18 protein-coding genes and 1 pseudogene are annotated in these 17751 nt (G+C 37.5%); 7 read left to right on the top strand and 12 right to left on the bottom strand.

What is annotated here, in order from left to right:
- Nucleotides 1-2 precede the first annotated feature (2 nt).
- The 8 genes from L950_RS36510 to L950_RS12720 form a co-directional block, all read right to left on the bottom strand.
- The gene (locus L950_RS36510; protein ID WP_316930629.1) at nucleotides 3-581 is read right to left on the bottom strand and encodes a Gfo/Idh/MocA family protein; all 579 of its coding nucleotides are present in this window, start codon (nucleotides 579-581) and stop codon (nucleotides 3-5) included.
- A gap of 27 nt (nucleotides 582-608) precedes the next feature.
- Nucleotides 609-1076 carry a DUF5018-related domain-containing protein gene (locus L950_RS12750; protein WP_156169679.1) on the bottom strand — a complete coding sequence of 156 codons (468 nt, stop codon included), beginning with the start codon at nucleotides 1074-1076 and terminating at the stop codon, nucleotides 609-611.
- Nucleotides 1077-1101: 25 nt separating this feature from the next.
- Nucleotides 1102-2976: a RagB/SusD family nutrient uptake outer membrane protein gene (locus L950_RS12745; protein ID WP_021189090.1), complete on the bottom strand. Its 1875-nt coding sequence runs from the start codon at nucleotides 2974-2976 to the stop codon at nucleotides 1102-1104.
- An 11-nt stretch (nucleotides 2977-2987) separates the two neighbouring features.
- A complete protein-coding gene (locus L950_RS12740; protein ID WP_021189089.1) occupies nucleotides 2988-6056 on the bottom strand; it encodes a SusC/RagA family TonB-linked outer membrane protein in 3069 nt (1022 codons plus the stop codon).
- A 424-nt stretch (nucleotides 6057-6480) separates the two neighbouring features.
- Nucleotides 6481-7278, bottom strand: coding sequence for a FecR family protein (locus tag L950_RS12735; RefSeq protein WP_021189088.1), 798 nt, complete (start codon nucleotides 7276-7278; stop codon nucleotides 6481-6483).
- 64 nt (nucleotides 7279-7342) lie between these two features.
- A complete protein-coding gene (locus L950_RS12730; protein WP_021189087.1) occupies nucleotides 7343-7720 on the bottom strand; it encodes a hypothetical protein in 378 nt (125 codons plus the stop codon).
- Between the two features lie 8 nt (nucleotides 7721-7728).
- Nucleotides 7729-8310 (bottom strand): RNA polymerase sigma factor, encoded by a 582-nt coding sequence (locus tag L950_RS12725; RefSeq protein WP_021189086.1) that lies wholly within the window; start codon nucleotides 8308-8310, stop codon nucleotides 7729-7731.
- 764 nt (nucleotides 8311-9074) lie between these two features.
- Nucleotides 9075-9419, bottom strand: coding sequence for a winged helix-turn-helix transcriptional regulator (locus L950_RS12720; RefSeq protein ID WP_021189085.1), 345 nt, complete (start codon nucleotides 9417-9419; stop codon nucleotides 9075-9077).
- A gap of 98 nt (nucleotides 9420-9517) precedes the next feature.
- Here L950_RS12720 and L950_RS12715 point away from each other — a divergent pair, with 98 nt between their 5' ends.
- From L950_RS12715 to L950_RS12690, 6 genes and pseudogenes are all read left to right on the top strand, one after another.
- Complete coding sequence (locus tag L950_RS12715; protein WP_021189084.1) at nucleotides 9518-10486, top strand: aldo/keto reductase; 969 nt, start codon at nucleotides 9518-9520, stop codon at nucleotides 10484-10486.
- A 209-nt stretch (nucleotides 10487-10695) separates the two neighbouring features.
- Nucleotides 10696-10950, top strand: a complete 255-nt coding sequence (locus L950_RS26495) for a hypothetical protein (protein ID WP_021189083.1) — start codon at nucleotides 10696-10698, stop codon at nucleotides 10948-10950.
- Nucleotides 10938-11363 (top strand): Crp/Fnr family transcriptional regulator, encoded by a 426-nt coding sequence (locus L950_RS12710; RefSeq protein ID WP_231577233.1) that lies wholly within the window; start codon nucleotides 10938-10940, stop codon nucleotides 11361-11363. The genes L950_RS26495 and L950_RS12710 overlap by 13 nt, the downstream gene beginning before the upstream one ends.
- A gap of 225 nt (nucleotides 11364-11588) precedes the next feature.
- Nucleotides 11589-12350, top strand: a complete 762-nt coding sequence (locus tag L950_RS12705) for an SDR family oxidoreductase (RefSeq protein ID WP_021189081.1) — start codon at nucleotides 11589-11591, stop codon at nucleotides 12348-12350.
- Nucleotides 12351-12362: 12 nt separating this feature from the next.
- On the top strand, nucleotides 12363-13016 hold the full coding sequence (locus L950_RS12700; RefSeq protein ID WP_084825441.1) for a DUF2652 domain-containing protein: 654 nt from the start codon (nucleotides 12363-12365) through the stop codon (nucleotides 13014-13016).
- Between the two features lie 145 nt (nucleotides 13017-13161).
- A pseudogene (locus L950_RS12690) lies at nucleotides 13162-14380 on the top strand (IS3 family transposase).
- Nucleotides 14381-15287: 907 nt separating this feature from the next.
- On the opposite strand, the gene L950_RS12680 reads toward L950_RS12690, so the two are convergent.
- Entirely contained in the window at nucleotides 15288-15518 is a 231-nt protein-coding gene (locus L950_RS12680) for a hypothetical protein (RefSeq protein WP_156169678.1), read from the bottom strand.
- Nucleotides 15519-15722: 204 nt separating this feature from the next.
- Here L950_RS12680 and L950_RS12675 point away from each other — a divergent pair, with 204 nt between their 5' ends.
- A complete protein-coding gene (locus L950_RS12675; protein WP_021189074.1) occupies nucleotides 15723-16190 on the top strand; it encodes a hypothetical protein in 468 nt (155 codons plus the stop codon).
- Nucleotides 16191-16274: 84 nt separating this feature from the next.
- Here the strand turns inward: L950_RS12675 and L950_RS12670 are convergent, their stop codons facing one another.
- The 3 genes from L950_RS12670 to L950_RS12665 form a co-directional block, all read right to left on the bottom strand.
- The gene (locus L950_RS12670) at nucleotides 16275-16472 is read right to left on the bottom strand and encodes a hypothetical protein (protein ID WP_021189073.1); all 198 of its coding nucleotides are present in this window, start codon (nucleotides 16470-16472) and stop codon (nucleotides 16275-16277) included.
- Between the two features lie 402 nt (nucleotides 16473-16874).
- Nucleotides 16875-17030, bottom strand: coding sequence for a hypothetical protein (locus tag L950_RS28640; RefSeq protein WP_021189072.1), 156 nt, complete (start codon nucleotides 17028-17030; stop codon nucleotides 16875-16877).
- Nucleotides 17031-17161: 131 nt separating this feature from the next.
- The gene (locus tag L950_RS12665) at nucleotides 17162-17566 is read right to left on the bottom strand and encodes a DUF5675 family protein (protein WP_021189071.1); all 405 of its coding nucleotides are present in this window, start codon (nucleotides 17564-17566) and stop codon (nucleotides 17162-17164) included.
- Nucleotides 17567-17751: the final 185 nt, after the last annotated feature.

Genomic DNA, 17751 nt, shown 5'->3' with positions numbered 1-17751 from the left:
CATCAGCTCAAAAAATCATAGCAGCAGTTTTCCAGCATCATGCAATGCTTTTGATATTTCTCCGATGTCTCCACCAACGCCCAGCAATCATCCACTGTCGTGGCAGCAGGCACTTCGATAGCCACATGTTTATCTGCTTTCATCGCATAATTCGCAATTTTCGCATGTAAAGACCAAGGTGTACAGATATAAACCAGATCGATGTCCTGTCGATCACAGAGCTCTTTCCATGCTTCTTCCTTATCCGCGTATACCGCAGGCTTTTTACTACCTTTTACTCCATTGGCAGATTTTTCAGCGTAACTTCTTCTGATATCACAGATGGCATTAATTTCGACACCTTGAATATGGTCAATCCGGTAAACAGCAGATGCACCCCTATTTCCCACGCCAATAAATCCAATGCGCACCACATCAAGCTTTGGCGCAGCAAAACCACACATATTGCTCTGCGATTTTAAGTTTTGTACCGCAGCATCAGTCCAAGTTTCCTCAGCGGGATTAGCCATTAACTTATTTCCCATTATCCCTAAACTTGTCAAACCTGCCAAGCGGATAAAATCTCTACGAGAAGTTTCCATTATCGTTTTTTAAAAAGTATTTCTTAATTATTTCTTAAATGACACCACCCTGATTGTCCATGTTTTAGCATTCCCATTTGCCGCTGTAATCTGGTACTGCCATTCCTTGGTTAGATCTACCGGATCACCTAATTTAGGTGCACCACTTATGGGAGCAATTTTTGCGGCGGTCGATATATCCATATACATCCACAAATAATTCTGCATCAGCTTATTGCGGACTTCCTCCGTAAAAGTGCCAGACGCTTGCGGTACGTCAATAGACAATTCGATCGTATTGCTATTTGCAACGACATTCTTCTGCACATTCAGTCGCTGATAAGCGACCACCGGTTTATCATTCAATATTTTACCACTTTCATAGCGGTATTCGACGTAAACATTATCAATATTATTCACATCCCAGCTTTCATACTCCGGTAATCCCTTTTTAAGACAACCGTTCAGTAGCACCAGGATCATAGCTGCGAAGCCTATTATCTGTATTCTTTTCATTTTCATTATCTTTAATCATTAAAACTTACCAACCTGGATTCTGAAGACCAAAATTTGGATTACGATCCAGAAAAGATTGCGCTATAGGAAACAGGTATCTTCTCGAAGCATCAAATTCACGTACGTTATTCGACGAAAAGAAAGCTCCCGATACAATTGAAAAATGTTTTCTATCCTTACTCATATCCATCACCTGTGGAAGGGCCGTCAATTCAGGAATTGTAGCACCCGAAGCTAAACCATGATTGGCATTGCCCCCATATCTCCCCCATCTCAACAAACTCCAGTAGTAGTCATTTTCTAAAACAAGATCCACTCTTCGCTCCCTTTTATAATCTGTCCACGCTGTGGCTAGATCTGACAGTTTCGCGGGTGGCAGTTGACCATGGGTAACCCGTGTCTGATTCAACAACTCAACTGCTTTCGGTAAATTTTGCTGCAACAGGTAAGCTTCGGCCATATTAAGATATACCCGTCCCAAACGCGTAGACACATAGTGATAATCCGTTGGCACACCGACATATATGCGCGGATTAACATTATTGTAAACCCCTTTTCGCCAATACATATTCGTCAAGGAAGTATAATAGGCCTGGCCGTTCAATTTCATCCAGCGCCCCGCATTACCTTTCACATCCGTAGTTAATGTTTCGCCATATAAAACTGCTGAAGAGTCACTCAATACACTGGCATTCCAACGAGCATCCCTACTTGCATTCGTTATTTTCCAGATGGTCTCTGTTTTACCAGGCTTGATCGACCCCCGTTTCACTTCCGACTCACCCGCTGCTTTTGGTATCAGCGATGTAGCGATTAGTGCCTGTTCATCCACCGCATTTTTATACTGCGAAGTTTCATACCAGCGCACAGCTTTCTGCTTATCTTGATCGTCTATTACTAAATAATCATCGGTCAGATTCATAGAAGGTCCATGATCACCCCAAGCTTCAAAAATGCGGATCGAAGATTTCAATAATGGAGTAGCCCCCGCTAACTTGATATTATCATTATTCAGATTTGGAATCATCACCTGCATCGGTGTTCCATCGCAGGTTGTATTGATCGCTTTACGGTAAACCCCAAAAATAATTTCGTTTGAATTTGGTTTCACTTCGTTGAACATCGCCCCGTATTCGGCCTCCAATTGATATCCGCCAGACTTCACAATCTCACCATATTGGATCACTTTCGCCAATAAAGGATTGTTTGGTGCCACCGTATTAGCCTGTGGATAACCTTCATAAGCAAGCGCCTGCAAACAAACCTCCGTTAACATTGCTGCCGCTACATATTTATTAGCTCTACCGTTTATTTTTGCAGTTGCAAGTCCTTCAACAGCATCTTCCAGATCTTTGATGATATAACCATAAGATTCCGTCGGATTTTTTGTTGCCGGCAGCATAAGCTCATCATTTGGTGTCAGCACCTTATCGATCCAAACGATCCGACCAATTCTTCTTGCTACATGGTAATAAGACATCGCTCTTAAAAATTTTGCTTCCGCGATCAATTCTTTCTTATCTGCCTCGCTAATCCCTGCAGATGCACCGACATTCTGAATAATCAAGTTACAACGACGTACATTTGCCCAGTTATTAAACCCCATATCTGACGTTCGGTCCAACCGTTCTGTAAATACATTTGCCGCACCATTATAGGTGCCATCCATGCTGATCAGATTCATGGTCCAGGCATCCGTTGCAGGACCGCCGTTAAAATTATTCATGATACCGTAAGTGCCGAAAATAAACGTCTCGGCATTGGCACGATTTGTCCAGATAACTTCCTCTCCCACTTTATCAAAAGGCTGCGTATCCAGCACATCCTTACATGAGTTTAAGGATAAAGTCAAAATGAATAAAGCAGCCGATATATAGGTAATCTTTTTATTATTTTTCATATACATTAAGCTTAAAATCCAACATTTACACCAATAGAAATTGTACGCTGAATCGGGTAATTTTCATTATTTTGATCCGATTCCGGATCCACAAAATATTTCTTCGTATTCGAAATGGTCAGCAGATTGGTACCACTCGCAAAAACCCGGAATTGTTTAAATTTTGTATTCTTCAGCAACTGTGATTTTAGGTCATAGCCCAATTGAAAATATTTTAAGCGCACAAAACGAGACTGTAATATCCAAAAATCACTACTCACAAAGTTATTACCACCATTGACGCCAGAGGTAGATACCTGCCTTGGGAACAGCGCATCGGTATTGTCTGTACGCCAGTAGTCCTGTTGAAATCCGTATATAAGCATATTATCAGGATTACTGCCCTGCATAATTCCACCTAAATAGCGATCCCTGTTACCAGAACCCATTATTACTGCAGACAGTGACCAGGCTTTATATCCAAGATCGATTGTTGTACCATAATTGATTCTAGGGAATGAGGCATTACCGATACGTGTCTGATCATTGCCATCAATTTTACCATCGCCGTTAAAATCTTGGTAGCGCAAATCACCGGCAATCACATTGATCGAACTGATCCGTCGGGCACCATACAATAAATCTGCATTATCCTGATAAAACCCTTGGCTGGTATATCCCGTTGCAACCCCCAGATTAAGCGTTCCGGATTCCCTTGTATATGGATTTTTAAGGGCTGCATCATCCTCTCCGGGATTACGTTCCCACAGTTGGTTGAAATACGTAAAGTTAACACCTAGTTTATATGAAAAATCACCTTTCTTGTCATTCCAGGTCAAATTAAACTCCGCTCCATGTCTACGCATCGCTCCCGGATCAAAGTTTATTGGAGGAAGCCCAATACCTAAAGTGGCAGCATAACGTGTATCTGCTACCACATACCCAGTGGTACGTTTATAGAAATAATCAAATGAACCACTTAAACGACTATTAAGTGAACTGAAATCCAATCCGATATTTCGTTCGCGGATACTATACCAAGAAAACATCGTACTTGGAAGGCTCCCTGGCTCAGAAGTTCCCTGCACCGGTCGGTCATTGACCACCCATGTATTTGCATTGATGGAGTACCCTGGTACATATGAAAACGGCGTAATTCCTTCTGCACTACCAACCAGTCCATAAGAACCTCTTATTTTCAAATAATTCAAGATATTACGCTCTTTCAGCTCTTTAAAATAGTTTTCTTCAGACAAGGCATAACCACCTGAAAAGGCATAAAATGTACCCCATTGTTTTTGTTTTGGAAAAAGATCCAGCCCATCATAACGCAAGGATGCATCTACGAAATACTTAGCATCATAATTGTAAGATAAACGCCCCACATAACCCGCACGTCCACTTTCAGATTCCGAACCACTGGCCAGTTGGTTTACTGTAGGTCCTGCCACAAATTGATCAAACAATATTTGATATTGCTGACGTGTTGCCGATACCGAGCTGCCTAAATTTTTAGCCTGTTCATATACTCCAGTAAAATCCACATTATGCTTACCAAACTGTCGGTTATAAAGCAAATAACCCTGTAATAACAGTGTACTTCCATCACCACGCGTTGCGGTTAGATTCGGTGGATTTCCCAATATGGGTGTTTTACTGCCATTCGCATAAGAGGGAGCAGTCAAGTTCCATGATTTATTTTTTGAATTCCACATGTTATAGTTTCCATTGGCCTTCAAGGTCAATCCTTCTAAAAAAGGAGCTGTATATTCTAAGGAAAGAATACCATTAAAAATCCTCGAATTGGACTTATAATATCCCGACTGGTCTGATAGTTCTACCGCAGGATTGTCCGTTGTATTTGCCGAAGGAAGTCCAAATTCATTATAGGCAAGCTGTGAAGATTTTCTTTGCTGAATGTGCTGAAAGAATGCGCCATAAGAAGAAGCCGTAGACGAACTCGGAAGTATATTGTCTTCTACGTAACCATCCAATCCCGTAGTCACTTTCAAGTTCACCTCCTTAAAGTTACTCACCGTATTCAAACGATAGGTAATACGCTTATTATGGTTATTATCTGTCCGCAGGTTACTGTTTTGATTATAGTAAGATCCCGAAGCAAAATAAGTCAATTTTTCAGTTCCAGAAGTGACAGACAAATCGTGTCGCTGTTCGGAAGCAAAATCCTTCATTCCAACTTTTCTCCAGTCGGTATTTGGATACTCAAATGGCTTTTCCTGTGTTCTGTAAAATTCCAGAATATTTTCTGGAGTAGGTATCTGTAAACCCTCAAATTTGTATACATCATTGATCGTTTTCAAATTCTCATAAGAACTCAATTTTTCAGGAAAAATAGTCGGTTGAGAAATCGTTTCATTAAACGTATAGTTGATATCCATCTGCCCATCCCTACCCTTTTTTGTGGTTACCAAAATAACGCCATTTCCACCTTGTGCACCGTAAAGCGCTGTAGCGGCAGCATCTTTTAATACCGAGTAACTTTGGATATCACCAGGGTTGATATTCACAAAATCATTAGCAGAACGAATCACATTATCGATTACATACAGCGGCGTACCCGCACCACGAATAGAGACCGAGCTTTTAGCTCCTGGAGCACCCGAACTACTGGTCACTATAACACCCTGTATACGACCTGCAATACCATCATTGATAGACTGAACCGGTAATTTAGCGACATTATCGATATCTAAGGTACTGATAGAACTGTTGATATTCTTACGGTTACTATTACCATAACCAACCACGATAACCTCATCCAAAGCCGCGACATCGCGAACCATATTAATCAATAATTCATTTTGACCAGCTTTCACCTCTTGGGTGAAAAAACCTATATATTTAATTACAATGGTCGCATTTGGTTTACAGTCCGTCAATGTAAAAAAGCCATTTTCGTCTGTTGTCGTACCATTTAAGGTTCCCTTTTCAAGTACCGTAGCACCGGCTATCGGCTCTCCTTCTTCATTGACGATTTTACCTTTTACGGTCACTTTCTGTACAGATAAATCTTTCTGTGGTAACAAATAGATCATACCGTTCTTGATTTTATAAGAAATGGCATATCTATTTTTTAACACATTAAGTGCTTCCTCTAAGTTTACATTTCTAAAATCAGCATCAACAGTACCAACAGATTCTATAAAATCAACATTATAAAAAATATCATGATTTGACTGCTGTTTAATTTGTTCCAGAACTTCTGCTAATGGCGCATTTTTCAGATGTAGATTTATTTTTGGGAATACGCAGCTCCATAAGAGGTTAAAGTTCCCAAAAGTGTTAACATGGCGATTAATTTCATAATCAGTAAGTCATACATAATTGGTCTATGCTTAAATTTTAGGCAATAGACCACATAATACAATTTCTTGTATAGAATTTTTAAATTCATACTTTTGTAAGGTTAGGTTATAAGATTCGTTTTTTAATTTCCTGGCATTATCGGATGTGCTGGTACCACATCCGATTCCTTTTTTTAATCGTGTTTGTTTTTTATCATAATCATATTTTAAAAGTTAATTGGTTATTTATTAATTTTATTTTAAGGCCACCTACTTCATTTAGAACTTCCACAACCTCTTCAATCGTAAGTTCTTGGGGAATTGTCCCTTGAAAGCGTAGGTCGGGCACAGTATCCCAGTCCACCTCCACGTTATACCAACGCGTCAGATCTTTCAGCATAATTTTTAACGGCGTATTGTTATAAATAAACTTGCCTGTCGTCCAACCCAATATTTCATCATGATCAACAATTGCTTGCTGCTTTATTTGCATGTGATTTTTCTCGATATCCAGCTGCTCCCCAGGTCTAAGCATACGTTCTGATCCAATACGGTCGCCTTCTAGCACCTTTACAGATACTTTACCTTCAAATAATGCTGTAGAAACTGCTTCTTCATCTAAATAATTGCGCACATTAAATTTCGTCCCGAAAACCTGGATTAATTGATTCGGAGTTTTCACTAGAAATCGCTTTTCTTTATTATGAGCTACTTCAAAATATCCTTCCCCAACGAGTTCCGTCCCTCTATTATCATCCGAAAAGATCATTGGAAATTTAAACTGCGACATCGAATTGATCAGGGCTATACTACCATCTGCCAATAATACTTCCATATGCTTACCCTTAGGAACATCAAGACTTACCCATTCTATACCCTTTTCTTCAGTTTCTTTTTTAGTGAAAACTTGGATTTTATCGACTGCTAATTGCTCAATCCGAGCTTCTTGATTTTCATACAGGAGTTTTGGACCATGGGCTATTGAATCTAAATAGACCACATCACCATTGGCAAACAAAAGCTTCGATTGAATCGATTTTTTTCTAATGAACTTGAAGCGACAGAAGAGACTCCATGTGCTTTTAAGAAAAATTTATACATAGGAACTGAACTTGCAAGTAACATGCAAGCTGCAGCATAAGAAATCCATCTGATATTTTTTTGAAGAATCCTTTTTCTTCGGCACCGTTTATCCGTTTGTTTAAATAGGCATCTGTTTTCAAAAATGACTGGCGCATTTTGAATTGAAAATCAAGATCATCACTTAAGTCATGCGACCAGTTCGATTCGATGAGTTTTTTTAACTCTCCTTCATATTGGTCGTCAGCAAAATACCCAAACAAAAGATCCAACTCTTGCTCAGTACATTCTTTCCGCAAAAATTTTGCGAATAATTGGTTTAATTCTTTTTCACGCAATGGTTTATTGTTATTGATTGTACCTAATACGAATCGTAACAAAAAACCAATTACTTAAAAATGTAAAAAAATAAAATTAATGTGTAATAATCTGATTTCCAATTCTTTTTTATTATACGAGATGCCTTAACAATATGACTATTTACTGTAGCAATCGAAATATTGAGCAGTTTAGAGACATCTTCATAGCTTCTTCCTTCCAATTTACAAAGAATATATACTTGACGGCATTTTTCAGGAACCCGTTCTAATATTTTATCTAAATAAGCTTGAGTTTCTTTAAGATCGAGGGCATTCTCCGTATCATTTCCAGAGGTTTTCAGGTAATAAGTTTTAAATGTATCTAATTTCTTTCTATTGGCCGTTAACTGCCTCAAATGATCATAAACCAGGTTTTGAGCAATCATATAGAGATAAGATTTAAAGGATTTATCAGGATCCAGTCTGTCTCTTTGATTCCAGATTCGAACAAACACATCCTGAAAGATTTCCTGGCTCAACTCGTGCGATTTTATCAACTTAAAAATAGCGGTATAGATTAAGGGTCTATAACGATGATATAAGTCTTCAAAAGCTTCAGTACTCCCTTCAATTAGCTCCTTAACCCTTTTCCTTTCCTCTACTGGTTGCATTTTATTGATTAATAATTAGGTATGTATAATAATTAAGGTCAAAATTATCATAAAATTTAGAAAAACAAAATTACTTAAGAAATCCCTCCCCAGAAGTTATTATCATTTTTAAATACAAAAAGATAAGTGTTGTTTAAACATTAGATTTACGGAATCAGTTGTTATAATATCGTATGATCGAACAGTAACGTGATGACAAATAAATAAAAGAGCGTAGGCCTGTCATTTCAAATTATAAATGGATAGATTATTGTATATAATAGTATCACAAATAATTTTTATATGAACCTTTTTAAATGACTGGTGTTATATAACTGAAAAACTATAGCAAACCTGCTTTATAAAGGCAGAAAATAAATCGACGTAGTACAGTAGAAAATCCAAATGCACCCAAAACTTTTGGATGACGAAACAAAAAAGAGGAAACGATAAGAAACATAAAAAAAAATTACTGTACATCAAAACGTCAAGATAAAGGGTCTAATGAGAATTAGGCCCTTTTGCCTTTAAACTAAAGGGTAACATACTGCTATCCTTTCGTACAAATAAAGCTTGTCATTGATAGATTGATCAATGTTCTGATTGATAACAAAGGTGGGTAAAAGAAAGTTTGAGACCGCTAATACTTCAAAGATTTCCAAAAAATATGAAATGATAAAAATCATTACAACAGTAAAATTGATAATGAGAAAGTCAGTAAAGGTTTATTGGTTTTGCAAGCTATTTATTGATCGGTAGCGATGTTGGTGATTTCAGCAAATCTATTAAGTAATTGCTTTTTCCAACTCTTCTCTATTTTCTTCACCCCATTTTGCTGTGGATTTTATAATAGGAATTAATGACTCGCCTAATTTAGTTAAACCATATTCAACTTTAGGAGGTTTTACATCATAGATTTTCTTGGTTAGAATTCCGTGGTTTACTAGTTGATTTAACTGGTTTTCCAGCACTCTCCTTGATGCATTCGGTATTTTTCTCTGTAGATCACCCGGTCGAATAATACCGTTATAGATACTCCAGATCAAGCTAATTTTCCACTTTCCGTTCATAACCTCCATAAATAAATGAAGCCCACATTCTACTGTAACAGGTATTTTTCTTTCATACATAGCAAATCATTTACCAAACAAATATAATAATAATGATACGGACAAATTTATCCGTACTTGACTGAGTTGCTTAATGCCTTTACTTTTGAAAAAAAAGAATGATGATGAAATATAAATTATTTGGTTCAAAAACAGGTTTATACGCTAGTGAGATTATTTTGGGAGCTGCAAATTTTGGTACTCGTAAAGGATATGGAGCAAGTCCCGATGAATCGATAAAAATACTTGCGACATATCAAGAAGCGGGAGGTAATTTTATTGATATTTCTGATCTTTACCAGTTTGGTGAAGCAGAAGAAATAGTAGGCGAATTTTTGAAAGGTCAGCGAAATAATTTTATTGTCTGTTCAAAATACACAAAAAGCAGTGACATGAAGCCTGCAATAAGCAATTATGGGAATCATCGTAAATCGATGAAGCAAGCTGTAGAAGCAAGCCTAAAGCGATTGAAAACGGATTATATTGATATATACATGCCTCATTTTGATGATGGTGTAACGCCATTAGATGAAGTTATAAGAGGTTTAGAAGATCTCGTAAAAGAAGGGAAAATTTTGTACACCGGTTTGACCAATTTCCCTGCCTGGAAAGCCGCAGCTATTGGAAGCTCGACAAAATTAACCGCACTTCAAATCGAATATAACCTGTTGCAGCGAACAGCTGACCGCGAATTAATTCCTATGGCACAGGAATTTGGATTGGGAATTATGATGTATTCGCCAATGGCAGGCGGGTTGCTAACTGGAAAATATAGAACCGGAGAATCGGGACGTATCACCATGGGACAAGATTCCAATTATAAAGAAGATGAAAAAACAAAAGTAATAATTGATCAACTGATTTTAATTTCAAAAGAAGTAGATGCAACACCCGGCCAGGTTGCGTTTGCCTGGGTTTTATCAAAAGATACTTTCCCTTTGGTTGGAGCACGTAAAATTTCGCATTTTGAAGACAGCTTAAAGGCAACTACCATACGCTTAACCGAACAACATCTTGCAACATTGGATCAATTAAGTGCTATATCATTGGGATATCCGCACGATCTACTGGCGACAGTGAGAAATTAATGTAGTTCATAACCAAATTAAAACCATAAATAATGGAATTACAACTTTAAAGTAGAGACAGATTTATGCTGCAATATGCTGCATAAATCTGTGAAAGTATAAAAAAACATTATTTTTATCTGAGCGGGTTCATAACATACTTGACATCAAAAAATTCGATTAGGCGTTGTTACAATTTTTAAATAAATTTGTGATAACAATCATATCATATGACAGCACGCCCTATCTTAAAGGATCAGACAACAGAATTTCGTACCACAGAACGTTTATCATTCAGAAAGACGGTGGAGGAACACCGGGATGATGTCTATAATTCTTTATTTGATTATTTTCGCAATTATACGAAATTCGTGCTCTCCCCACTGGACCAAACGCTGATTAGAGCTGCTTTCAAACTAAAAAAGTACGTCGCCGTCAGTTTCTTGTTCAAGAAGGAGACGTTTGCAAATACATTTGTTATGTGATCTCCGGAGCTTTACGGATTTATTCTGTAAACGAACGCGGGCAGGAAGCAGTTGTAGCATTTGCTCTAGAGGGGAATTGGATATCGGACTGGGAAAGCGTAGTAACACAGAGCCCTAGCCGATACTATATAGATGCAGTCGAAAACTCGGAGATCTTGCAGATATCACCTGCAGAATTGCATCTTCTGGAGGCAGAGGTTCCAGCGATAAAGGAGTTTCTTCGGCTTGAGCAACGATTAGTAGCGGTTACAACACAAAAACGAATACATGCTGCTATCAGTATGAATGCTGAAGAAAGATACTTGGACCTGTTGGAGCACCATCCGGAATATTTTCAAAAATTCTCACAAAACATGATTGCTTCCTATCTGGGGATTAAGCCTGCGACCCTTAGCCGACTCAGAAAGCGCTGAGCTGCCTTTGAATTCCGATGTTAGTTTGTAATCGGTAACCGGTTAGCAATTCTCCCCTATTTGTCAGCCCGTCTGCAAAAGTACTGTTATGATTTAGCATGCATGACCATCAATTCTGAAAATTAGTCAAATGATCTTTTTTACCACCCATTATTATATTTTTTGATAAAAGTCAAAATAGCAATTTACATCCTACGACCTTTGTGATAATCAAAATCGATAAAAATGAAAACAGTATTAATTACCGGGGCAAATAAAGGGATTGGCTTCGAATCAGCACGTCAATTATTAAAAAAAGGATTTCATGTTTTTTTAGGCAGCCGAAATATCAACAACGGTCTGAAAGCCGCCGAACAGCTACAAGCAGAAGGGCTAATCCACGTTGAGGCTGTTCAGATTGACGTTACTAACGAGGACTCAATCAATGCTGCCCGCAAAGAAATCGGAAACAAAGTTGGCACATTAGATGTACTGATCAACAACGCAGGAATCAGTGGAATTGCTATCGACAGCGCAGGGCATATGGTTCCTCAGACAGCCATAGATACCGATATAGCAGTTTACCAGAAGGTCTATGACACCAACGTGTACGGGCCAGCAAGGGTTATCAAAGCATTTATTGATCTTTTAAAAAATTCTCCGGAACCACGGATCGTTAACCTGAGCTCAAGTCAAGGTTCTCTTACCCTACACAGTGATCCCAACTACCTATACTACGATGTAAAAGGTGTCGTATACCTTTCTTCAAAGGCCGCCCTGAATATGTATACGGTAAACCTTGCTTACGAGTTACGGGATACACACTTTAAAGTGAATGCAGTTAGCCCAGGATATACCTCTACAGACTTCACCGGCAAGAACGGCGGTTCGGTTGAGGTGGCAGCCAAGCGTGTTATTAAATATGCTTTGATTGGCCAAGATGGGCCAACTGGAAAATTTTTCTGTGAAGAGACAAATCCAGCTGGAACCGGTGAAATTCCCTGGTAGAACTAAAATAAGATGCTGCGTCCAGAGATCAGCATCTTATTTTACAACAAAAAACACTTGATAAATGAGTTTAGTAGAGCGCTTAAAGACATCCTTATGTTTGAAGATAATAAAGGTTTAGTTTTCATCGTGGATATCAGCGGATATTCGCAATTCATCAGAGAAATAAGTCCACCACAGGGGATTTCGATTATTCGCCATTTATTAAAAGGAATAATTAAATGTAACTTTCTATCTTTTAAAATTTCAGAAATAGAAGGAGATGCTATTTTGTTTTATCATTTAGGGACACCACCTTCAGTAAAGGACATTTTAAAGCAATTTGGCCACATGCGTAATTCCTTTAAAAAAAACCTTCGCCATTATTATTTGAAATTTCCCAATATTAAACACCTAGATCTGAAAGCAATAGCTCACTACGGTAATTTAGTTGAATTTAGAATAAATCGCTTTTATAAGCTCTATGGTAATATCCTGGTAGATGCACATCGATTATTAAAGAATAGTGTACCTTCTCATGCCTATATGCTATTAACTACTGATTATTTAGAACAGATGAGCAACTTCCCCATAGATTATAGTAATACATATGGCACATATCAATGTGATATCTATGACGTCGGATCACTTTGCTACACGTATTTTCCTTATAACGATGCAAACTGAAGTAAGAACGTTTTGACTACCTGAATCAAAGAACCAAATAGTTGCCCTGAAGACTTACCATTTTTGACCTCCTCCCAAAAAACTGGACATTTTAAAAGTATAGAATTCGGACCAGAATTACTAATTTTAAATAGGAGGAAAAACGATGAAAAGATCGAAGTTTACCGAGGCACAGATTGCTTTTGCTATCAAGCAGTCCGAGACCGGGACCCGAGTGGAGGAAGTATGTCGCAAGCTGGGTATCAGCGAGGCAACATTCTACAATTGGAAGAAGAAATACGGTGGTTTAGGGATTTCTGAACTACGAAAGTTACGTCAGTTAGAAGAGGAGAACGCACAACTTAAGAAACTTGTTGCAGATCTGAGCTTGGATAAGCAGATGTTGCAGGATGTATTAAAAAAACTAAGCGTAGCGTCTCATGAATCCCATTGAAAACAGACAATGATGAATAAAAGTATTGAAGCCTTTCCAGCGTCGTAAAATAGTCAAAGGCTTGATTTCCGATTATCGAGTCTCCTTAAGCAGGGCCTGCCATATCTCACTTTTGAACAGATCCATGTGGTATTACAAAAGTTGTAAGCGTGCAGATACTTCCCTACGTTTAAGAATACGAGATATTGCTGAGACTCGAGTACGTTATGGGCTTTGGCGGATTTATATACTTTTACGGCGTGAGGGATGGCCAGATAATCATAAAAGGATTTATCGCATCTATAAAGAAGAAGGGTTGAACTTGAGAAGTAAACGGCCCAGACGCTGTCGGGCTGCTTCGCATCGCTCTGAAAGACCTTCATTTTCCAATTTACATGACTGCTGGAGCATGGACTTTGTCTCCGACGCACTGTTTGATGGGAAGAAAATCCGTTGCTTAACTATAGTGGATAATTATAGCCGTAAATGTATTGCAATCCATGTTGGACAGGGTATAAAGGGCTATCAGGTTGTAGAAGTTCTTGAAGAACTGAGGTTGTTTAAAGGAGCTAAGCCAAAGAAAATTCAAGTGGATAATGGATCAGAATTGCAAAGTAATCATGAACACCAATAAAAAATAAAAAAAAGTGAATAATTTATCTCAAAAGAAATGGACAGGTGGGCCTACGAACAAAAAGTTGAACTCGTTTTCTCCAGACCTGGAAAACCAACGGATAATGCGTATATTGAGTCGTTCAACGGAAGCTTCCGAGACGAATGTTTAAATACCAATTGGTTCCTTTCATTTGAGGATGCCAAGCAGAAAATTGAAGACTGGAGACACGAATATAACACCTTCAGACCCCATAGCTGTTTAGGGGATTTAACGCCTGAAATGTTTATTGAAAATCAGGTCAAAACAGCAAATTTTTCTACTTTACAATGCTCCTAAAATTGGGAGGAGATCAAGTATCCTTGGTTTTTTCCATCAACTAAAACTAATGATATAATAAAAAGAGCTACAGTTATAGTAAAATAAATTTTGACAGGTAAATTATATCTCTTACAGTGTTCTATACTAAGATCAAACTTATTAAAAATATCCACATATCTTCTGTATATTATCAAGTAATTTATAATTCCTATACATGCAAAAGGAATTAGTGCATAAAGTTTGTTGTAGTTTTGAAAATATGGATTTGTTAATTGAAAAAAATAGCTAAGGTTATTAAATTAATATTGACCAATGTTGTTAACAACAAAAACGAAAAAAATACAGGCATGTTGTCTCGTTTCCTATAAAATACATATATTTTATATGCTAAATAATAATACAAAATCATCATAATATTTATTTTTTTCAAAAATCATTACCGGTTGATTGCAATATATGCTTACCGCCAAAAGATATACTTTATACTACCCAACCTCCCGCAGAAATATTAAAGAGATAATCATTAGATAAAGACTGGCTATATATAGAAAGAGAGCAAGCGCTCTCTTTCTATATATTTGAGACTTATTTAATTTTTTAAAATCCTTTTCAAACAATGGGTTTTTAATCATTCGTTCCACAGGTGGTATAACAATTATTATGATCATGCATCCAAATATTAAGAATCCCGCCACAATAATAATAGGTTCATTAATTCCAACTAACTTAAGAAAAAAACTACAAATATTCCTCCTATGAATATCATTTTGCTTAAAAAAAATAAGCTGTAGCGGGAATGACTTTTTCATTTTTTTTCTTTCCCACAAACCATTTTGTCATGACAAATCCAATTTTAATATCTTTTCTACCATATACTTGTTTTCCTTCCTGCTGTTGAACCTATTTTTTCGCTAAGATCAAATATTTAATCATCTATTCCATAAAGTGCTATACCTGCCACAACAACACATGCAGCAAACATTGTCGCAACTGTACCACCGACTACAAGGCTAAAACTAACAAATGTATGGGCATCCCAAGTGTCTGTGAGATCTTCATATATGATTACATCTGCAGTTAATATTATCTCTTTTCTTAATTTCGGATGTTGTGTAAATTTACATAATAATGTATCAAAGTGACCTTCACCTATCAAAAACCTTAAGAAACCAAGCAACTACTTTTTTAATCAAGATAACCTCAATGTTCACTCCTTTATTAATCCGAATTATCCTTTTTATTAATCAAATTTTAATAATTTTGATTAATGACTGAATATGTCCAAAACTAACAGAGTTTATTTACATGATAAAGGAAGCTTTATTTATTTTGCACAACAGGCTCAAAAACTTTATTTATAATGAAAAAAGATTATAATTCTTCAGCTCAACAATTAGTTGATATTATTGATATCGCTCTCGACTGTTTTCAAAGCTTTCCACCAGAAAATTTCAACATTACTCATGTAAATCAATTTGTAAAAACTTATATAGATTATAAAGAAAAAGTAATTAATCCAGAACCGAAATTTAGAAATATTAAAAGCCTAAATTATCTCGTCAATGATACTTTAGTATATTTTCAAGAGAGCACTGGCAGGACTGTTGAAGAATTTTGGAAAAAAATTCAATCTAATCAAATCGACATAAGAAGGGAAAATAAATTTGAGAAGATTTTAAAACGGGGAAAAATTAAAAATAACATTGAGTATGATACAATTATTGATCTTTACAACCATTATTTAGAATCTAATATTCCTTCTAAAGAAGAAATAGATAGAGTAAATGATATGATTACTCAATTTGAGAACCGAAGATCGAAAAGATAAGTTAATATTTTGATCTTTAATGATTCCCTTATCTAATAATGTATCACTCCGGTATGACTTGATAATATTGTCTTCATCTTAGTTTTACTCCTGGTAACAGAATAACAGCCTCTGCATTCCAAATCCCCGAGCCAGCTGTAATCCACATAACCCCCGATCCACTACCTCAACGGTTCCTTTGGAAAAACTGTAGCTGCCCGCACGCTCACTCTCATGAACCTTTCCGTCCGTAATCTGCATACCCACACCAAAATGGTTCAGATTACCAGTCGGACTACGCAAGCCAGTAATGATATCCCGAACTGAATCTGCAGAAGAAAATTTGGTTGTAAAGACCGACTTAGTTTGAATAGACTAACAATGCTATTTATAATAAAAGGGGGTAGTTAAAAGCTCCCCCCCTTTATATTACTTACCCCTAAATTAGATCTCCACCCATTTAATAAGGAGAAAAAACTAGTCGCTTTTACGTCGCCGTACTCTTCCTAGGAGCCTGCTGGTTACAAAGCTCACAACTGTACCCACCACAGCCATCAAGGCTGTGTGGAGTAAATCTCCTAAGGAAAAACTTGCCCAGATCGAACACAGTGTCCCACCTATAGTGCCTATCCGGATATCATTCCATTTCATCCCTTACCTCCTTTTCTTCCTGCTGCACGATAGGTACAGCTGGTGGCGACTCCCCTACTCCTTTTTATCTTTATCATCCATTACGGTCTCCACCACACCAAGCCCCAGCGCGATATATTTAATAATATTCAGTGCCTTGCCCGGCAGTTTAATCGGCGCCATAAGCACAACCTGTAGCGCACGGCTTATTTTTTGAATTACTTTTTTCATGTTTTTTAATTGTTAGAAGGTTAGTAAGAAGGTTATGAGGTGAGATAGTTAGCAGGTTAGAAACTATTACTCTTAACTCCGTTACCACATCACTCGTCACTCTGTTACTTCGTTACTCCTTCACTACGTCACTACTTAATATGTAAAAACACGTCCTGCTCCATATCCCAAAGCGAATAAACCAGAGACTTCAATTTTGTGAGTGCCTTTTTACTTTCCGTACCGCAACCTTCCCCTGTCAGTGTAGTTACCGGAGCGATGCATCCCAATAACTGCTTCTGTGCATCGTTGGCCGCATGGATCAATATCGCTTCGCGTCCCAGTACAGCAGGAATTCCGATCTGCTCACCATGTCTGGTATACTTTCGTTTTTCCAATTTATAACTCCCTACCGGGATACAGCTTAGCCTTGGCAGATTATTGCGCCAGGGCAATTCGATAGTACGGCAGATGACCTCACCTTCAAAAGTAAGTGTACCGTTTGTTCCCTGCTCCCCATAAATCCGTTGGAGATGCAAGATTTTTTTTGTTGACATGTTATTACATCATCTATTAAAAATTATTATTAATTTTCAGTTCCACCTGGTGAATAAATTTCAGGAAGCAGGTCGTTGCGATAACACAACCACCCACCACCTGAAAAATAATCCCAAAAGCCATAGGCTTACCAAAACGGCCTAGCATTCCGACTGTGTAATTGAACCGATAGAGAGGCGTAAAA

The organism is Sphingobacterium sp. IITKGP-BTPF85 (genome assembly GCF_001006065.1).
GTDB classification, from domain to species: domain Bacteria; phylum Bacteroidota; class Bacteroidia; order Sphingobacteriales; family Sphingobacteriaceae; genus Sphingobacterium; species Sphingobacterium anhuiense.
Note: the sequence above shows the minus strand (reverse complement) of the source record. Positions and strands in the feature narration are given on the sequence as shown.